The 15,319-nt window shown below is 61.7% G+C and carries 17 protein-coding genes and 1 pseudogene; 15 read left to right on the top strand and 3 right to left on the bottom strand.

Annotated elements, in window-relative coordinates:
* Positions 1–168: 168 nt before the first annotated feature.
* From phaC (IF189_RS02030) to IF189_RS02015, 4 genes are all read left to right on the top strand, one after another.
* A complete protein-coding gene (phaC, locus tag IF189_RS02030; RefSeq protein ID WP_085711047.1) occupies positions 169–1,848 on the top strand; it encodes a class II poly(R)-hydroxyalkanoic acid synthase in 1,680 nt (559 codons plus the stop codon).
* A gap of 68 nt (positions 1,849–1,916) precedes the next feature.
* The gene (gene phaZ / locus IF189_RS02025) at positions 1,917–2,771 is read left to right on the top strand and encodes a poly(3-hydroxyalkanoate) depolymerase (protein ID WP_065259455.1); all 855 of its coding nucleotides are present in this window, start codon (positions 1,917–1,919) and stop codon (positions 2,769–2,771) included.
* 150 nt (positions 2,772–2,921) lie between these two features.
* Positions 2,922–4,604, top strand: a complete 1,683-nt coding sequence (gene phaC / locus IF189_RS02020) for a class II poly(R)-hydroxyalkanoic acid synthase (protein WP_134825208.1) — start codon at positions 2,922–2,924, stop codon at positions 4,602–4,604.
* Between the two features lie 30 nt (positions 4,605–4,634).
* The gene (locus tag IF189_RS02015; RefSeq protein ID WP_134825207.1) at positions 4,635–5,255 is read left to right on the top strand and encodes a TetR/AcrR family transcriptional regulator; all 621 of its coding nucleotides are present in this window, start codon (positions 4,635–4,637) and stop codon (positions 5,253–5,255) included.
* Between the two features lie 58 nt (positions 5,256–5,313).
* Here the strand turns inward: IF189_RS02015 and IF189_RS02010 are convergent, their stop codons facing one another.
* The 3 genes from IF189_RS02010 to IF189_RS02000 all read right to left on the bottom strand — a co-directional run bounded on the left by IF189_RS02010 (position 5,314) and on the right by IF189_RS02000 (position 7,025).
* Positions 5,314–6,156, bottom strand: a complete 843-nt coding sequence (locus tag IF189_RS02010; RefSeq protein ID WP_134825206.1) for a phasin family protein — start codon at positions 6,154–6,156, stop codon at positions 5,314–5,316.
* Between the two features lie 10 nt (positions 6,157–6,166).
* Positions 6,167–6,589 carry a phasin family protein gene (locus IF189_RS02005; RefSeq protein WP_085711043.1) on the bottom strand — a complete coding sequence of 141 codons (423 nt, stop codon included), beginning with the start codon at positions 6,587–6,589 and terminating at the stop codon, positions 6,167–6,169.
* Between the two features lie 160 nt (positions 6,590–6,749).
* Positions 6,750–7,025: a polyhydroxyalkanoic acid system family protein gene (locus tag IF189_RS02000; RefSeq protein WP_085711042.1), complete on the bottom strand. Its 276-nt coding sequence runs from the start codon at positions 7,023–7,025 to the stop codon at positions 6,750–6,752.
* Positions 7,026–7,190: 165 nt separating this feature from the next.
* On the opposite strand from IF189_RS02000, the gene ubiE reads away from it, so the two are divergent.
* From ubiE to IF189_RS29055, 11 genes and pseudogenes are all read left to right on the top strand, one after another.
* The gene (gene ubiE, locus IF189_RS01995; protein ID WP_007952418.1) at positions 7,191–7,961 is read left to right on the top strand and encodes a bifunctional demethylmenaquinone methyltransferase/2-methoxy-6-polyprenyl-1,4-benzoquinol methylase UbiE; all 771 of its coding nucleotides are present in this window, start codon (positions 7,191–7,193) and stop codon (positions 7,959–7,961) included.
* Entirely contained in the window at positions 7,961–8,584 is a 624-nt protein-coding gene (locus tag IF189_RS01990; protein WP_039772453.1) for an SCP2 domain-containing protein, read from the top strand. Before ubiE ends, IF189_RS01990 begins: the two co-directional genes overlap by 1 nt.
* On the top strand, positions 8,581–10,185 hold the full coding sequence (gene ubiB, locus IF189_RS01985) for a ubiquinone biosynthesis regulatory protein kinase UbiB (RefSeq protein WP_085683997.1): 1,605 nt from the start codon (positions 8,581–8,583) through the stop codon (positions 10,183–10,185). Before IF189_RS01990 ends, ubiB begins: the two co-directional genes overlap by 4 nt.
* 80 nt (positions 10,186–10,265) lie before the next feature.
* Entirely contained in the window at positions 10,266–10,667 is a 402-nt protein-coding gene (hisI, locus tag IF189_RS01980; protein ID WP_025110285.1) for a phosphoribosyl-AMP cyclohydrolase, read from the top strand.
* Positions 10,660–10,992, top strand: coding sequence for a phosphoribosyl-ATP diphosphatase (locus IF189_RS01975; protein ID WP_007952422.1), 333 nt, complete (start codon positions 10,660–10,662; stop codon positions 10,990–10,992). The genes hisI and IF189_RS01975 overlap by 8 nt, the downstream gene beginning before the upstream one ends.
* Before the next feature lie 25 nt (positions 10,993–11,017).
* Positions 11,018–11,296, top strand: coding sequence for a twin-arginine translocase TatA/TatE family subunit (locus tag IF189_RS01970; RefSeq protein WP_007952423.1), 279 nt, complete (start codon positions 11,018–11,020; stop codon positions 11,294–11,296).
* A gap of 10 nt (positions 11,297–11,306) precedes the next feature.
* A complete protein-coding gene (tatB, locus tag IF189_RS01965; RefSeq protein ID WP_134825205.1) occupies positions 11,307–11,759 on the top strand; it encodes a Sec-independent protein translocase protein TatB in 453 nt (150 codons plus the stop codon).
* Positions 11,756–12,544 carry a twin-arginine translocase subunit TatC gene (gene tatC / locus IF189_RS01960; RefSeq protein ID WP_065261773.1) on the top strand — a complete coding sequence of 263 codons (789 nt, stop codon included), beginning with the start codon at positions 11,756–11,758 and terminating at the stop codon, positions 12,542–12,544. Before tatB ends, tatC begins: the two co-directional genes overlap by 4 nt.
* Positions 12,541–13,248, top strand: a complete 708-nt coding sequence (locus IF189_RS01955) for a 16S rRNA (uracil(1498)-N(3))-methyltransferase (protein ID WP_192552744.1) — start codon at positions 12,541–12,543, stop codon at positions 13,246–13,248. Before tatC ends, IF189_RS01955 begins: the two co-directional genes overlap by 4 nt.
* A gap of 105 nt (positions 13,249–13,353) precedes the next feature.
* Positions 13,354–14,367: pseudogene (locus tag IF189_RS29060) on the top strand (methyl-accepting chemotaxis protein); the annotation flags it as partial.
* A gap of 30 nt (positions 14,368–14,397) precedes the next feature.
* Positions 14,398–15,270 carry a methyl-accepting chemotaxis protein gene (locus IF189_RS29055; protein WP_371856501.1) on the top strand — a complete coding sequence of 291 codons (873 nt, stop codon included), beginning with the start codon at positions 14,398–14,400 and terminating at the stop codon, positions 15,268–15,270.
* The last annotated feature ends 49 nt before the right edge of the window (positions 15,271–15,319 follow it).

Below are 15,319 nucleotides of genomic sequence, written 5' to 3'. Positions count from 1 at the left end.
AAAATTAAACTCGGGTAACCAATGGAGCTGGCAAGTTCCCTGCAGTGCTCTACGACTGTAAAGCAGCTATGCAGAATCAACGGTCACCCGAGCAGTAGTACCTGGCATTGGCTGTGGAACTGCACAGCAGAAACCGGGTACTCGTCTCAGGACAATGGAGCGTCGTAGATGAGTAACAAGAATAACGATGATTTGAAGTACCAAGCCTCGGAAAACACCCTGGGGCTGAATCCTGTCGTTGGGCTTCGCGGAAAGGATCTGCTGGCCTCTGCTCGAATGGTGCTGACCCAGGCCATCAAACAACCGATCCATAGCGTCAAACACGTCACTCATTTCGGCATCGAACTGAAGAACGTGCTGTTCGGCAAATCAGAACTGCAACCGGCAGGCGATGACCGTCGCTTTGTCGACCCGGCGTGGAGTCAGAACCCGCTGTACAAACGTTACCTGCAAACTTATCTGGCGTGGCGCAAGGAACTCCATGCCTGGATCGACGACAGCAGCCTCTCGCCCAAGGACATCGCGCGCGGCCACTTCGTGATCAATCTGATGACCGAAGCCATGGCGCCGACCAACACGGCGGCCAACCCGGCGGCGGTCAAACGTTTCTTCGAGACCGGTGGCAAGAGTCTGCTCGACGGCCTCTCGCATCTGGCCAAGGATCTGGTGCACAACGGCGGCATGCCGAGCCAGGTCAACATGGGCGCTTTCGAGGTCGGCAAGACCCTGGGCGTGAGCGAGGGCGCGGTGGTGTTTCGCAACGACGTGCTGGAGCTGATCCAGTACAAGCCGATCACCGAGCAAGTCCACGAGCGCCCGCTGCTGGTAGTGCCGCCGCAGATCAACAAGTTCTACGTATTCGACCTGAGCCCGGACAAGAGCCTGGCGCGCTTCTGCCTGCGCAACAATGTGCAGACCTTTATCGTCAGCTGGCGCAACCCGACCAAGGAACAGCGCGAGTGGGGCCTCTCGACCTACATCGAAGCCCTGAAGGAAGCCGTCGACGTGGTCACCGCGATCACTGGCAGCAAGGACGTCAACATGCTGGGCGCCTGCTCCGGCGGCATCACCTGCACCGCCCTGCTCGGCCACTACGCCGCCACCGGCGAAAACAAGGTCAATGCCCTGACCCTGCTGGTCAGCGTGCTCGACACCACCCTGGACAGTGACGTCGCCCTGTTCGTCGACGAGCAGACCCTGGAGATGGCCAAGCGTCATTCGTATCAGGCCGGCGTGCTGGAAGGCAAAGACATGGCCAAGGTCTTCGCCTGGATGCGCCCCAACGATCTGATCTGGAACTACTGGGTCAACAACTACCTGCTGGGCAACGAGCCGCCGGTGTTCGACATCCTGTTCTGGAACAACGACACCACCCGGTTGCCCGCAGCGTTCCACGGCGACCTGATCGAGATGTTCAAAAACAACCCACTGACCCGCCCCGATGCACTGGAAGTGTGCGGCACGCCGATCGACCTCAAGAAGGTCACGGCCGACATCTTCTCGCTGGCCGGCACCAACGACCACATCACTCCGTGGAAGTCCTGCTACAAGTCGGCGCAGCTGTTTGGCGGCAAGGTGGAATTCGTGCTGTCCAGCAGCGGGCATATCCAGAGCATTCTGAACCCGCCGGGCAACCCGAAATCGCGCTACATGACCAGCGACGAAATGACCGCCAATGCCGATGACTGGCAGGAAAACTCGACCAAGCACGCCGACTCCTGGTGGCTGCACTGGCAGGCCTGGCAGGCGGCGCGTTCGGGCGAACTGAAAAAGGCACCGACGAAGCTGGGCAACAAGGCGTTCCCGGCAGGCGAAGCCTCGCCGGGCACATACGTACACGAGCGGTAACCGATACACCTCACTCCCTGCGGGGAGTGAGGTGAACACTGAGATTGCGACCCACAGGGCCCTGAAGCATGCCGCAACCGTTCATCTTCCGTACCGTCGAGCTGGATGGCCAGACCCTCCGGACCGCCGTACGCCCCGGCAAGCCTCACTTGACGCCCTTGCTGATTTTCAACGGCATCGGCGCCAACCTGGAGCTGGTGTTTCCTTTTGTCGCGGCGCTGGATCCGGACCTGGAAGTGATCGCCTTCGACGTGCCCGGTGTCGGTGGTTCTTCGACGCCGAGCCGGCCGTATCGCTTTCCGGGCCTGGCCAAACTCACGGCACGGATGCTCGATTACCTCGACTACGGCCAGGTCAATGTGATCGGTGTGTCCTGGGGTGGCGCGCTGGCGCAGCAATTCGCCCATGACTATCCCGAGCGCTGCAAGAAGCTGGTACTGGCGGCCACGGCGGCAGGCGCGGTGATGGTGCCGGGCAAGCCGAAGGTGCTGTGGATGATGGCCAGCCCGCGCCGCTACATCCAGCCGTCCCATGTGATCCGCATCGCCCCGATGATCTACGGCGGCTCGTTCCGTCGCGACCCGACCCTCGCTGCCAGCCATGCGGCCAAGGTGCGTTCGGCGGGCAAGCTCGGCTACTACTGGCAACTGTTCGCGGGCCTTGGCTGGACCAGCATTCACTGGCTGCACAAGATCCACCAGCCGACCCTGGTGCTGGCCGGTGACGACGATCCGCTGATCCCGCTGATCAACATGCGTCTGCTCGCCTGGCGGATTCCCAACGCGCAATTGCACATCATCGATGACGGGCATCTGTTCCTCATCACCCGGGCCGAAGCCGTGGCGCCGATCATCATGAAATTTCTCCAGGAGGAACGTCTTCGCGCAGTGATGCACCCCCACCCGACACCGCTGGGCGGATAACCGGCCCGGTCCGGTTTTCTGGACAGCTCCTTGCAGAGCTTTTCCAACACGCGTGGCAGGACGCCGCGCAGGCAACAAGCCGCAACAGCGTCTATGGTGTTCTGGTTCGGTGTGTTTGTTTTTGACCTGAAGACGAAGGAGTGTTGAGTCATGCGCGACAAACCCGCGACGGGCGTAGTGCCCAGTCCCGCCGTTTTCATCAATGCACAAAGTGCAATGACCGGCCTGCGAGGCCGCGACCTGATTTCGACGTTGCGCAGCGTAGCCGCCCATGGTCTGCGCAACCCCATTCACAGCGCGAAGCACGCGTTGAAACTCGGTGGCGCGCTCGGACGCGTGCTGCTCGGTGAAACCCTGCATCCGACCAACCCCAATGACAGCCGCTTCGCCGATCCGGCCTGGAGTCTCAACCCGTTTTACCGCCGGGGCCTGCAGGCCTATCTGAGCTGGCAGAAACAGGTGAAGAGCTGGATCGACGAAAGCAACATGAGCGACGACGACCGCGCCCGTGCGCACTTCGCTTTTTCCCTGATCAACGACGCCGTGGCGCCCTCCAACACGCTGCTCAATCCGCTGGCGATCAAGGAGCTGTTCAACTCCGGCGGCCACAGTCTGGTACGCGGTTTGAGTCATCTTTTCGATGACCTGCTGCACAACGACGGCCTGCCGCGCCAGGTGACCAAACAGGCTTTCGAAGTCGGCAAGACTGTCGCCACCACCACCGGTTCGGTGGTGTTTCGCAACGAGCTGCTCGAGCTGATCCAGTACAAGCCGATGAGCGAAAAGCAGTATTCGAAACCGCTGCTGGTGGTGCCGCCGCAAATCAACAAGTACTACATTTTCGACCTGAGCCCGAGCAACAGCTTCGTCCAGTACGCCCTGAAGAACAGCTTGCAGACCTTCATGATCAGTTGGCGCAACCCGGACGTTCGTCATCGCGAATGGGGCCTTTCGACCTACGTCGAGGCCGTGGAAGAAGCGATGAACATCTGCCGGGCGATCACCGGCGCCCGGGAGGTCAACCTGATGGGTGCCTGCGCCGGCGGGCTGACTATCGCTGCGCTGCAGGGGCACTTGCAGGCCAAGCGGCAGCTGCGGCGGGTCTCCAGCGCGACCTATCTGGTGAGCCTGCTCGACAGTCAGATCGACTCCCCGGCGACGCTGTTCGCCGACGAACAGACTCTCGAAGCGGCCAAGCGTCGCTCCTATCAGAAAGGCGTGCTGGACGGTCGCGACATGGCCAGGGTGTTCGCCTGGATGCGGCCCAACGATCTGATCTGGAGCTACTTCGTCAACAACTACCTGCTGGGCAAGGAGCCGCCGGCGTTCGACATCCTTTACTGGAACAACGACAGCACCCGCCTGCCCGCCGCGTTTCATGGCGACCTGCTGGACTTCTTCAAGCACAACCCGCTGATTCATTCGGGCGGCCTGGAAGTCTGCGGCACGCCGATCGACCTGCAGAAAGTCACGGTCGACAGTTTCAGCGTGGCCGGCATGAACGACCACATCACGCCCTGGGACGCGGTGTATCGCTCGACCCTGCTGCTGGGCGGCGAGCGGCGCTTCGTGCTGTCCAACAGCGGCCACGTCCAGAGCATTCTCAACCCGCCGAGCAACCCCAAGGCCAACTACGTCGAAAACGGCAAGATGAGCAGCGACCCGCGCGCCTGGTACTACGACGCGAAAAAAGTCGACGGCAGCTGGTGGCCGCAGTGGCTGGAGTGGGTCCAGCAGCGCTCCGGCACCCTGCGCGAAACCCAGATGGCCCTTGGCAACGCGAACTATCCACCGATGGAGGCGGCGCCCGGCACTTACGTGCGCGTGCGCTGACCGGCCCCAACCGCCCTTTAAGAAGACTGGATGAAAACAAGCGAACGGATCCTCGAATGTGCCCTGCAGTTGTTCAACGAAAAGGGCGAGCCGAACGTCTCGACCATGGAGGTTGCCAATGAAATGGGGATCAGCCCGGGCAACCTCTATTACCACTTCCACGGCAAGGAGCCGCTGATTCTCGGGCTGTTCGAGCGTTTCCAGAACGAGCTGGCACCACTGCTCGACCCGCCCGCCGATGTCGAACTGGCACCGGAGGATTACTGGCTGTTCCTGCATTTGATCGTCGAGCGGCTGGCGCAGTACCGGTTCCTGTTCCAGGACCTGTCGAACCTGGCCGGACGCCTGCCGAAACTGGCCAAGGGCATCCGCAATTTTCTCAACGTCCTGAAACGCACGCTGGCGTCATTGCTGGCGCGGTTAAAGGCCTCGGGACAACTGGTCAGTGATACCCAGGCGCTGGGGCAACTGGTGGAACAGATCACCATGACGCTGCTGTTCTCGCTGGACTATCAGCGGATTCTCGATCGCGAGGGGGAAGTGAGGCTGGTGGTGTACCAGATCATGATGCTGGTGGCGCCGCACTTGTTGCCGCCGGTGAAGGTGGCGACGGAGCGGATGGCTTTGCAATATCTCGAAGATCACGAGTGACCGCGCAAACAAAAACGCCCGACCTTCAAAGGCCGGGCGTTTTCTTGTGCCCTGAATATCAGGACTGACTGGTCGGCGTCGACGGAGTCGATGCAACAGTCGAAACAGGCGCCGGGCTTGGAGCCGAGGCGGAGTTCGACGTGCTGGCCAGTGCTTGCGGTGTAGTCACCGGTTTTGGTGCAGCTGGCTTCGGCGCAGCGGCTTTCGGCGCGGCCGGTTTTTTCACTGCAGGTTTTTTCGCTGCAGCCGGTTTGGCGGCAGGCTTGGCAGCGGGTTTGGCGGCAGCGGTTTTCGCTGCTGGCTTGGCCGCTGGTTTTGCAGCAGGTTTGGCGGCGGCCTTGGCGGCGACCGGTTTGGCTGCGGCTTTTACTGCAGGCTTGGCCGCAGCGGTTTTGGCTGCTGGTTTGGCGGCGGCTTTAGCCAGTGGCTTGGCAGCGGTTTTGGCCGCAGGCTTGGCTGCTGCGGTTTTGGCCGCGACAGGCTGAGCTTTCAGGCCGGTGAGTTTCTCGATCTGCTTGGTCAGGGTATCGACCTTCTTGTGCAGATCCTTCACCTCGTTGCGGCTCGGTACGCCCAGGCGCGAAATCGCACTGTTCAGGCGCTTGTCGAAAGCCCCTTCCAGCTGATCCCAGGTGCCCAGCGCGCGATCTTTCACGCCGCTGATGCGCGATTTGGCCGAGCTCGCGGTGTCCTTGGCAGCATCGACTTTCTTGCCGACTGCAGCCTTGGTGAGCTTCTCGGCTTTCTCGCCGTCTTTGACCAATGTATCGAAGAGCTTGCTGCCGTCAGTGTCGATCTTCGAGTACACGCCTAAACCAGCCAGCCAGATCTTGCGGGAATAGTCTTCGACTTTTCCGATCCACGAGCTGCCTTCTTTATCGGTGTTCTTTTTACCAGCCATCCCGTTCTCCTTAAGATTTACGCGCGACGCGTTCGAGCAATGCCGTCAGCTCATCGAGCTTAGCAGAGAGTGCCTCAACGTCATGTTTAGACGGAATGCCGATACGATTCAAGGCACTGGCGACACGCGTGTCGAACGCCTTCTCGACCTTGTCGAGCTGAACTTCGACGCGGCCTTTGAAAGAGCTGACCTCGCTCCTGGCTTCGTCGATCTCGGCGTTGGCCGCTTCGAGTTTTTCGGTGACGGCTTTTTTGCCTTTCTTTTCAACAGTTTGACCAGCCTTGATCAACTCCTGAAAGTACTCGCTGCCCTCCTGACCGACCTTGGTGTAGGCACCCAGGCCTGCCAGCCAGATCTTGCGGGCATAGGATTTGACGTCGCTCAGGGCAGAAGTCGAGGCGTCGATTTTTTTCTTCAAAATAGCTTTGGCCATGGTGCACCTCACGCGCAGAAGGTTTGAGGAACTGCCCTGACGAGTGTCGGGCTCAGGCACAAAGTAGGGAGAAAAATTAGAAACGGCACCCTAACAACTGACATAAAAGGCAGGGGCACGAAAAAAGAAAGGGGAGCCCGAAGCTCCCCGTTTGTCCTGATCAGACCAGCGCTTTATCCAGCGCCTTCTCGATCTCGGCTTTGATCATGCCGCTCATGGCCGACATCATCAGGCCCAGTTCCACATCGACCCGGATCGAGTCCTCGGCCACATGCACCGCGCCCTTCACGCCCGATCGCTTGAGGTTCAGGGTGTCACCCGCCCACTGCGGCTCGAGGCCATATTGATCGGACAGTTTCTGCGCCAGTTTGTCGGCTTTCTCGCGGGCCACTTCCTTGCCCAGGCTGTGGGCACGCTCAACACTGATATGGGCCATTGAATGACTCCTGCTTTTTGAATGGGGCTGTGAATGCCTGCAACGAATCTTGACCGCCACTGCGGCAAATCGTCCCGAAGGTTGCCCATCTTACCTTTAGCCATTCCAAGACAAAGCATGGCTTGGGGATTAGAATGTCGCGCATTCTCTTTTGGTGACAGCGATATGACTGATCAGCGCAAAGGCAGCGATGCCGAACCCACCACTCACTTCGGCTTCAAAAACGTTCCGGAAAGCCAGAAAGCGGAAAAAGTCGCTGAAGTGTTCCACTCCGTGGCCGCCAAGTACGACCTGATGAACGACCTTCTGTCGGGCGGCATGCACCGTCTGTGGAAGCGCTTCGCGATCGAGCTGTCGGGCGTGCGCGCCGGCAACCGCGTGCTGGACATCGCCGGCGGCACCGGCGACCTGACCAAAAAGTTCTCGCACCTGGTCGGCCCGACCGGTCAGGTCGTTCTCGCGGACATCAACGAATCCATGCTCAAGGTCGGCCGTGACCGCCTGCTGGATGTCGGCGTGTCGGGCAACGTCGAGTTCGTCCAGGCCGACGCGGAAAAACTGCCGTTCCCGGACAACCATTTCGACTGTGTGACCATCGCTTTCGGCCTGCGCAACGTGACGCACAAGGAAGACGCCCTGCGCTCGATGCTGCGCGTGCTCAAGCCCGGCGGCCGTCTGCTGGTGCTGGAATTCTCCAAGCCGACCAACGCGCTGATGTCCAAGGCCTACGACGCCTACTCGTTCGCCTTCATGCCGCTGATGGGCAAGCTGATCACCAACGACTCGGAAAGCTATCGCTACCTGGCCGAATCGATCCGCATGCACCCGAATCAGGAAACCCTGAAGTCGATGATGGTCGACGCCGGTTTCGACCGCGTGACCTATCACAACATGACCGCAGGCATCGTCGCCCTGCACCGCGGCATCAAGCCCTGATGCTGCTGACCGGGCTGCTGGCCAGCGTCGAACTCGGCCTGAACCGCGTGCTGCGTCTCGACAGCACGGCGCTGCCGCGACTGGCGCATCTGACCGGCAAAGTGATTGCCGTGGATTGCCGCAGCCCGGCGCTGCAACTGTTTATCCTGCCGAGCGACGAAGGCCTGATGCTGGCGTCCCGTTGGGAAACCGGCGTCGACTGCACCCTGCGCGCCCCGGCTTCAAGCCTGGTGAAACTGGCCCTGAGCAAGGACAAGACCGCGGTGCTGCACGCACCGGAAGTCGAACTCGACGGCGACAGCGGCGTGCTGCTGGAACTGGCGGGCGTGCTGCAGGACCTTGAGCTGGACTGGGAGTACGAACTCTCGCGCTGGCTCGGCCCGGTCGCCACGCAACTGGTCGGCGGTCACCTGCGCAGCCGCGCCCGCTGGTATCAACAAGGATTTGCCAGCCTCAACCAGAACCTCGCCGAATACCTGGCCGAAGAATCGCGCACCCTTGTCGGGCAGCGCGAAGCCGAAGCCCGCTTCAGCGAACTGGACCGGATCAAACTCGATCTGGAACGTCTCGAGGCGCGCTTCGAGCGCCTTTCCCGATCCCTCGACCCAAGCGATAACGCATGAAGCTGCTCGCCGTCCGCCGTCTGTTGCGCATCCAGCGCGTCGTGATCCGCTACCGCCTCGATGATCTGCTGTTCGATCTGCCCTTGCCGTGGTTCCTGCTGGCGCTGCGCTATGTCCTGCCGTGGCGCTGGTTCCCGCGCAAGCCGCTGGACTTGAGCCGTGGCGCACGCCTGCGCCTGGCCTTGCAGGACCTGGGGCCGATCTTCATCAAGTTCGGGCAGATCCTCTCGACCCGCCGCGACCTGCTGCCGGAAGACATCGCCGATGAGCTGATGCTGTTGCAGGACCGCGTACCGCCGTTCGATTCGCAGCTGTCGGTCAAACTGATCGAAGAACAGCTGGGCAAGAAGATCAGCGAAGTGTTCAGCCGCTTCGACGTCGAACCGCTGGCCTCGGCCTCGGTGGCGCAAGTGCATGCCGCACAGCTGAAGACCGGCGAAGAAGTGGTGGTCAAGGTGATCCGCCCGGGCCTGAAACCGGTGATCGCCCAGGATCTGGCGTGGCTGTTCATCCTCGCCCGCGCCGCCGAGAAGGTTTCCGCCGACGCCCGCCTGCTGCACCCGGTGGACGTGGTCAGCGACTACGAAAAAACCATCTACGACGAACTCGATTTGCTGCGCGAGGCGGCCAACGCCAGCCAGTTGAAGCGCAACTTCGAAGGCTCGCCGCTGCTCTACGTGCCGCAAGTCTATTGGGACTGGTGCCGGCCGAAAGTGCTGGTGATGGAGCGTATCTACGGGATTCAGGTGACGGATCTGGCGACCCTCGCCGACCAGCGCACCGACATGAAAATGCTTGCCGAACGCGGCGTGGAGATCTTCTTCACCCAGGTGTTCCGCGACAGTTTCTTCCACGCCGACATGCACCCGGGCAACATCTTCGTCAGCACCGTCAACCCGTGGAGCCCGCAGTACATCGCGATCGACTGCGGCATCGTCGGCAGCCTGACCCCGGAAGACCAGGACTATCTGGCGCGCAACCTGTTCGCCTTCTTCAAGCGCGACTACCGCCGCGTGGCGCAATTGCACATCGATTCGGGCTGGGTGCCGGCGGAAACCAAACTCAACGAATTCGAAGCGGCGATCCGTACCGTGTGCGAACCGATCTTCGAAAAACCGTTAAAAGATATTTCATTTGGCCAGGTGCTGATGCGCCTGTTCCAGACCGCGCGCCGCTTCAACATGGAAGTGCAGCCGCAACTGGTGCTGCTGCAAAAAACCCTGCTGAACATCGAAGGCCTGGGCCGTCAGCTGTACCCGGATCTGGACCTGTGGAACACCGCGCAGCCGTTCCTCGAACGCTGGATGCGCGAGCGCGTCAGCCCGAAAGCCTTGATCGGCAACGTGCAGAGCCAGTTCGAACAGCTGCCGCACCTGGCCAACATGGCCCGCGACCTGCTCGAGCGCATGTCCCAGCCCCACGCCAACGACCCGCCACCGCCGTGGAAAAAGCGCAAGGACGACTGGTTCCTGCGCCTGCTCGGCAGCGCCCATCTGGCGGGCGGCACGATCCTCGCCGCCGGTGGCCCGCTGAATGAACTGGGGCATTGGCCCGCCGGGATCATGGTGGCAGTCGGCTTGTATCTGGTCGTTCGCCGATAGCCAGTTGCGTGATCGGCTGGCACACTGTTTCAACGCCTGAACCCGACTATTGAAGTGTGGGTTCGCTGTCGGAGTCGAAGATGAAAAACTGGCTGGACGAGATCAAGTGGGACGCCGATGGCCTGGTGCCGGCGATTGCCCAGGATCACAAGACCGGACGCGTGCTGATGATGGCCTGGATGAACCGCGAAGCCCTGGAGCTGACCGCATCCGAAAACCGTGCCATCTACTGGTCACGTTCCCGTGGCAAGCTGTGGCGCAAGGGCGAAGAGTCCGGCCATGTGCAGACCCTGCATGAAATGCGTCTGGACTGCGACGCCGACGTGATCATCCTGATGGTCGAACAGATTGGCGACATCGCTTGCCATACCGGCCGTCAGAGCTGCTTCTACCGCGTCTTCGAAAACGGCGACTGGAAAACGGTCGACCCGGTATTGAAAGACCCGCACGCAATCTACTCCGCAGGACACAAACATGAGTGACACCCTGACTCGTCTGGCCCAAGTGCTCGAAGAGCGCAAAGGCGCAGCGGCCGACAGCTCATATGTAGCTAGTCTGTATCACAAGGGCCTGAACAAGATTCTGGAGAAGGTCGGCGAAGAGTCGGTCGAAACGATCATCGCCGCCAAGGACGCCGCCGTCAGCGGTGACTGCAGCGACGTGATCTACGAGACCGCCGACCTGTGGTTCCACAGCATGGTCATGCTCGCCCAGCTGGGGCAGCATCCGCAGGCTGTACTCGACGAGCTGGATCGTCGCTTCGGCCTGTCCGGACACGTCGAGAAAGCCTCGCGTCCGTCCGCCTGAACAACTTTTAGAGAGGAACAGCAACATGGGCATTTTTGACTGGAAACACTGGATCGTCATTCTGGTTGTCGTGGTGTTGGTGTTCGGCACCAAGAAACTGAAAAACCTCGGCACCGACGTCGGCGAGTCGATCAAGGGCTTCCGTAAAGCCATGAACGACGACGAAAAACCGGCCGATCCGACCGTCACGCCTGCGCAGCCGGTACCACCGGTCCAGCCGCAAGCCACCGCTCAGGCCAACCCGCCGCACACCATCGACGTGCAGGCGCAGAAAGTCGAAGAGCCGATCCGCAAAGACGTGTGAGCACTGACTAATGTTTGGTATCAGCTTCTCTGAACTGCTGCTCGTCGGCCTCGTTGCCCTGCTGGTGCTGGGCCCCGAGCGTTTGCCGGGTGCCGCGCGCACCGCCGGCCTGTGGGTCGGGCGGCTGAAGCGCAGCTTCAACGCGATCAAACAGGAAGTTGAACGTGAAATCGGTGCCGACGAAATCCGTCGGCAACTGCACAACGAACACATTCTGTCGCTGGAGCAGGAGGCGCGGAAGATCTTCACGCCACCGGTTCAGCAGGAGCCGACGCCCGTGCAGCCAGTGGCAGAGCAGACGCCTGCGGCCCCCGTTGCGGAGCAACCGGCGAGCGTCGAACACGTCTCTGCCGCAGCCGCTGAAACTGCCCCGGTCATGAAGCCGATCGAACCCGTTGCTCCAGCCGCCGCGCCAGCCACACCAGCGCCCCAAGACACCACTTTGCCGCCGCGAGCCCCATGAGCGATCTCCCCGAAAACGACCAGCACATGCCGCTGGTATCGCACCTCACCGAGTTGCGCACCCGCCTGCTGCGTTGCGTCGCGGCGATCTTCATCATCTTCGCCGGGCTGTTCGCCTTCACCCAGCAGATCTACACCTTCGTCTCGACGCCGCTGCGCCAGTACCTGCCGGCCGGCGCGACGATGATCGCCACCGACGTGTCGTCGCCGTTCCTGACGCCGCTGAAGCTGACGATGATGGTCTCGCTGTTCCTCGCGATCCCGGTGATCCTGCACCAGATCTGGGGTTTCATCGCGCCGGGCCTGTACAAGCACGAGAAGCGTGTGGCGGTGCCGTTGCTGATTTCCAGCATCCTGCTGTTCTACACCGGTATGGCGTTCGCCTACTTCTTCGTGTTCCCGCTGATCTTCAAGTTCTTCGCCTCGGCCACCCCGGCCGGCGTGGAAATGATGACCGACATCACCAGCTACCTCGACTTCGTCATGACGCTGTTCTTCGCCTTCGGCGTGGCGTTCGAAATCCCGGTGGCCGTGGTGCTGCTGGTGTGGATCGGCGTGGTCGACGTCAAATACCTGAAGAAGATCCGCCCGTACGTGATCATCGGTTGCTTCGTGGTCGGCATGATCCTGACCCCGCCGGACATCTTCTCCCAGACCCTGCTGGCCGTACCGATGTGGATGCTGTTTGAAGTCGGCATCCTGTTCGGCAGCCTGGTCAGCAAGCGCGAGCGCCCGGACGAGACCGTCGACGACCACAACGACCAGCCGCCAGCGACCCAGCCATGAACCTGCTGCTGCTCGAAGAGGCCGATTTCATTGCGGCCGACCGCGTCGTGCTGCGCGACCGGCGCCTGACTCACATGCAGGAAGTCCATCGCTCGGAAGTCGGCGACAGCCTGCGGGTCGGGCGTATCAACGGTTTGATGGGCTCGGCCGAGTTGCTGCGTCTGGAAACGGGCGAAGCCGAGCTGCAGGTCACCCTCGATCAGCCACCGCCGGCCAAACTGCCGCTGACCCTGGTACTCGCCCTGCCCCGTCCGAAGATGCTGCGTCGGGTGTTCCAGACCGTGGCGACCATGGGTGTGTCGAAGGTGATTCTGGTCAACAGCTATCGCGTCGAGAAAAGCTTCTGGCAGACGCCGTTCCTGGAGCCGGAAGCGATTCGCGAGAATTTGATCCTCGGCCTCGAACAGGCCCGCGACACCGTGCTGCCGGAAATCATCATCGAGAAGCGCTTCAAGCCGTTCGTTGAAGACCGCCTACCGGCCATCACCGACGGCACCCTCGGCCTGGTCGGCCATCCGGGCAACTTCCCGCCCTGTCCCCGTGCCCTGAGCGAACCGGTGACCCTGGCCATCGGCCCCGAGGGTGGCTGGATTCCCTACGAAATCGACCTGCTGGGCAAATCCGGCCTGCAACCGGTGCAACTGGGCGATCGCATCCTGCGGGTCGAAACCGCCGTCACCGCCCTGCTCGCCCGCCTGTTCTGAACCTGCCGGCGCCATTCGGCGCCGGACAAATCGCGTTACAGATTGCCATCATCCAGCCGATACAGTCTCCATAAGTCCAATTAGTGGTCCGAGGGGAGTCGTCGCATGTACCGTTGGTTAGCCGAGAATCTTGGAAACGTCAGCGTCAAACGCAAGCTGGGCATCGGTTTCGGCCTGGTGCTGCTGCTGACGCTGTTGATCACCTTCACCGGCTGGACCGGCATGAGCGGCATCATCAGCCGCGGTGACAAACTCGGTTTCATCTCCAGCCTCAACGAGCTGACCAAGGACCTGCGTCTGGCACGTCTGGACTACGAAATGCGCCGTGGCGAACAAGGCCCGGGCGCGGTCAATGACCTGCTCGGCAAACTCGACAGCGGCCTGCAAACCGCCCGCAGCCTGATCGAGCAACCGTCGGACGCAACGAAAGTCGATCAGCAACTGGCGGCCGTCGCCGAGTACAAACGCGCCTTCGCCGACATGGTGCAAGCCGGCGCCAACCGCGAAGATGCCCGCAGCAAGCTCGGCGCCACCGCCGACAACGCCGTGGCCAAGGTCGCCGAAGTCGAGAAATCCATGCTGCAGGGCGACAGTGTTGCCCAGTTCAACGCGGTGATCGACCTGAGCAAGCTGATCCAGCAGGCGCGCTTCCAGGTCCGTGGCTACACCTACAGCGGCAAGACCGAAGCCGAGCAACCGGCCCTCGACGCCATCGACAACGCCCTGAAAAACCTCGAGACCCTGCCGGCCAAGCTGCCTGAGCAACACATCGCCAACCTGCAACAGGCCACCGACTCGCTCAAGGCCTATCGCGCCGCCGTCAGCCAGTTCCGCGACTCCCAGGTGGCCAGCGCCAAGGCCTTGGCCCGTATGTCGGTGCAGGGCGACATCCTGCTTGATGTCAGCAAGCAGCTCACCGAATCCCAGACCGTCGTTCGCGACACCGATGCCGCCAGCGCCAAGAACCAGTTGCTGATCGCCACCCTGCTGGCCGTGGCCTTCGGCCTCCTGGCCGCCTGGGCGATTACCCGGCAGATCATCATTCCGCTGAACCAGACCCTGAAAGTCGCCGAACGTGTAGCCTCCGGCGACCTGACCCACAACCTGATCTCCCAGCGCCGCGACGAACTCGGCCAGCTGCAACGCTCGATGCAGAGCATGACCCAGGGTCTGCGCGAACTGATCGGCGGCATCAGCGACGGCGTCACCCAGATCGCCAGCGCCGCCGAAGAACTGTCCGCCGTGACCGAGCAGACCAGCGCCGGCGTGAACAATCAGAAGGTCGAGACCGATCAGGTCGCCACCGCCATGAACGAAATGGCTGCCACCGTGCAGGAAGTCGCGCGCAACGCCGAGGAAGCTTCGGAAGCCGCCGTCGCGGCTGACCAGCAGGCCCGCGAAGGCGACAAGGTCGTCGGTGAAGCCATTGCCCAGATCGAACGTCTGGCCACTGAAGTCGGCCACTCCACCGAGGCCATGGGCGAGCTCAAGCGCGAAAGCGACAAGATCGGCAGCGTTCTCGACGTGATCAAATCCGTGGCCCAGCAAACCAACCTGCTGGCCCTCAACGCCGCCATCGAAGCGGCCCGTGCCGGTGAAGCCGGACGTGGTTTCGCGGTGGTCGCCGACGAAGTCCGCAGCCTCGCCCAGCGCACCCAGAAGTCCACCGAAGAGATCGAAGAGCTGATCGTCGGTCTGCAGAACGGCACCCAGCAAGTGGCGACGATCATGGACAACAGCCGCACTCTGACCGACAGCAGCGTCGAGCTGACCCGCCGTGCCGGTGGTTCGCTGGAAAGCATCACCCGCACCGTCTCGGCGATTCAGGCGATGAACCAGCAGATCGCAGCGGCGGCCGAGCAGCAGAGCGCCGTGGCCGAAGAGATAAACCGCAGCGTGCTGAACGTGCGGGATGTGTCGGATCAGACGTCGGCAGCGAGCGAAGAGACGGCGGCGTCCAGCGTCGAACTGGCGCGCCTGGGCACTCACCTGCAAACGCTGGTGGGCCGGTTTAAGGTTTGAGGGATGCCTGATCGTTTGATCGTTCCCACGCGGAGCGTGGGGACGATCA

Origin of the sequence: Pseudomonas sp. IzPS59 (assembly GCF_014863505.1) — a bacterium.
Lineage (GTDB): Bacteria > Pseudomonadota > Gammaproteobacteria > Pseudomonadales > Pseudomonadaceae > Aquipseudomonas > Aquipseudomonas kribbensis.
This window is presented reverse-complemented; position numbering and strand designations above follow the sequence as displayed.

Excerpts from the sequence above, each read along its gene's own strand:
- phaC (WP_085711047.1), top strand. The coding sequence starts at position 169 with ATGAGTAACAAGAATAACGATGATTTGAAGTACCAAGCCTCGGAAAAC.
- phaZ (WP_065259455.1), top strand. The coding sequence starts at position 1,917 with ATGCCGCAACCGTTCATCTTCCGTACCGTCGAGCTGGATGGCCAGACC.
- phaC (WP_134825208.1), top strand. The coding sequence starts at position 2,922 with ATGCGCGACAAACCCGCGACGGGCGTAGTGCCCAGTCCCGCCGTTTTC.
- IF189_RS02015 (WP_134825207.1), top strand. The coding sequence starts at position 4,635 with ATGAAAACAAGCGAACGGATCCTCGAATGTGCCCTGCAGTTGTTCAAC.
- IF189_RS02010 (WP_134825206.1), bottom strand. The coding sequence starts at position 6,156 with ATGGCTGGTAAAAAGAACACCGATAAAGAAGGCAGCTCGTGGATCGGA.
- IF189_RS02005 (WP_085711043.1), bottom strand. The coding sequence starts at position 6,589 with ATGGCCAAAGCTATTTTGAAGAAAAAAATCGACGCCTCGACTTCTGCC.
- IF189_RS02000 (WP_085711042.1), bottom strand. The coding sequence starts at position 7,025 with ATGGCCCATATCAGTGTTGAGCGTGCCCACAGCCTGGGCAAGGAAGTG.
- ubiE (WP_007952418.1), top strand. The coding sequence starts at position 7,191 with ATGACTGATCAGCGCAAAGGCAGCGATGCCGAACCCACCACTCACTTC.
- IF189_RS01990 (WP_039772453.1), top strand. The coding sequence starts at position 7,961 with ATGCTGCTGACCGGGCTGCTGGCCAGCGTCGAACTCGGCCTGAACCGC.
- ubiB (WP_085683997.1), top strand. The coding sequence starts at position 8,581 with ATGAAGCTGCTCGCCGTCCGCCGTCTGTTGCGCATCCAGCGCGTCGTG.
- hisI (WP_025110285.1), top strand. The coding sequence starts at position 10,266 with ATGAAAAACTGGCTGGACGAGATCAAGTGGGACGCCGATGGCCTGGTG.
- IF189_RS01975 (WP_007952422.1), top strand. The coding sequence starts at position 10,660 with ATGAGTGACACCCTGACTCGTCTGGCCCAAGTGCTCGAAGAGCGCAAA.
- IF189_RS01970 (WP_007952423.1), top strand. The coding sequence starts at position 11,018 with ATGGGCATTTTTGACTGGAAACACTGGATCGTCATTCTGGTTGTCGTG.
- tatB (WP_134825205.1), top strand. The coding sequence starts at position 11,307 with ATGTTTGGTATCAGCTTCTCTGAACTGCTGCTCGTCGGCCTCGTTGCC.
- tatC (WP_065261773.1), top strand. The coding sequence starts at position 11,756 with ATGAGCGATCTCCCCGAAAACGACCAGCACATGCCGCTGGTATCGCAC.
- IF189_RS01955 (WP_192552744.1), top strand. The coding sequence starts at position 12,541 with ATGAACCTGCTGCTGCTCGAAGAGGCCGATTTCATTGCGGCCGACCGC.
- IF189_RS29055 (WP_371856501.1), top strand. The coding sequence starts at position 14,398 with ATGCAGAGCATGACCCAGGGTCTGCGCGAACTGATCGGCGGCATCAGC.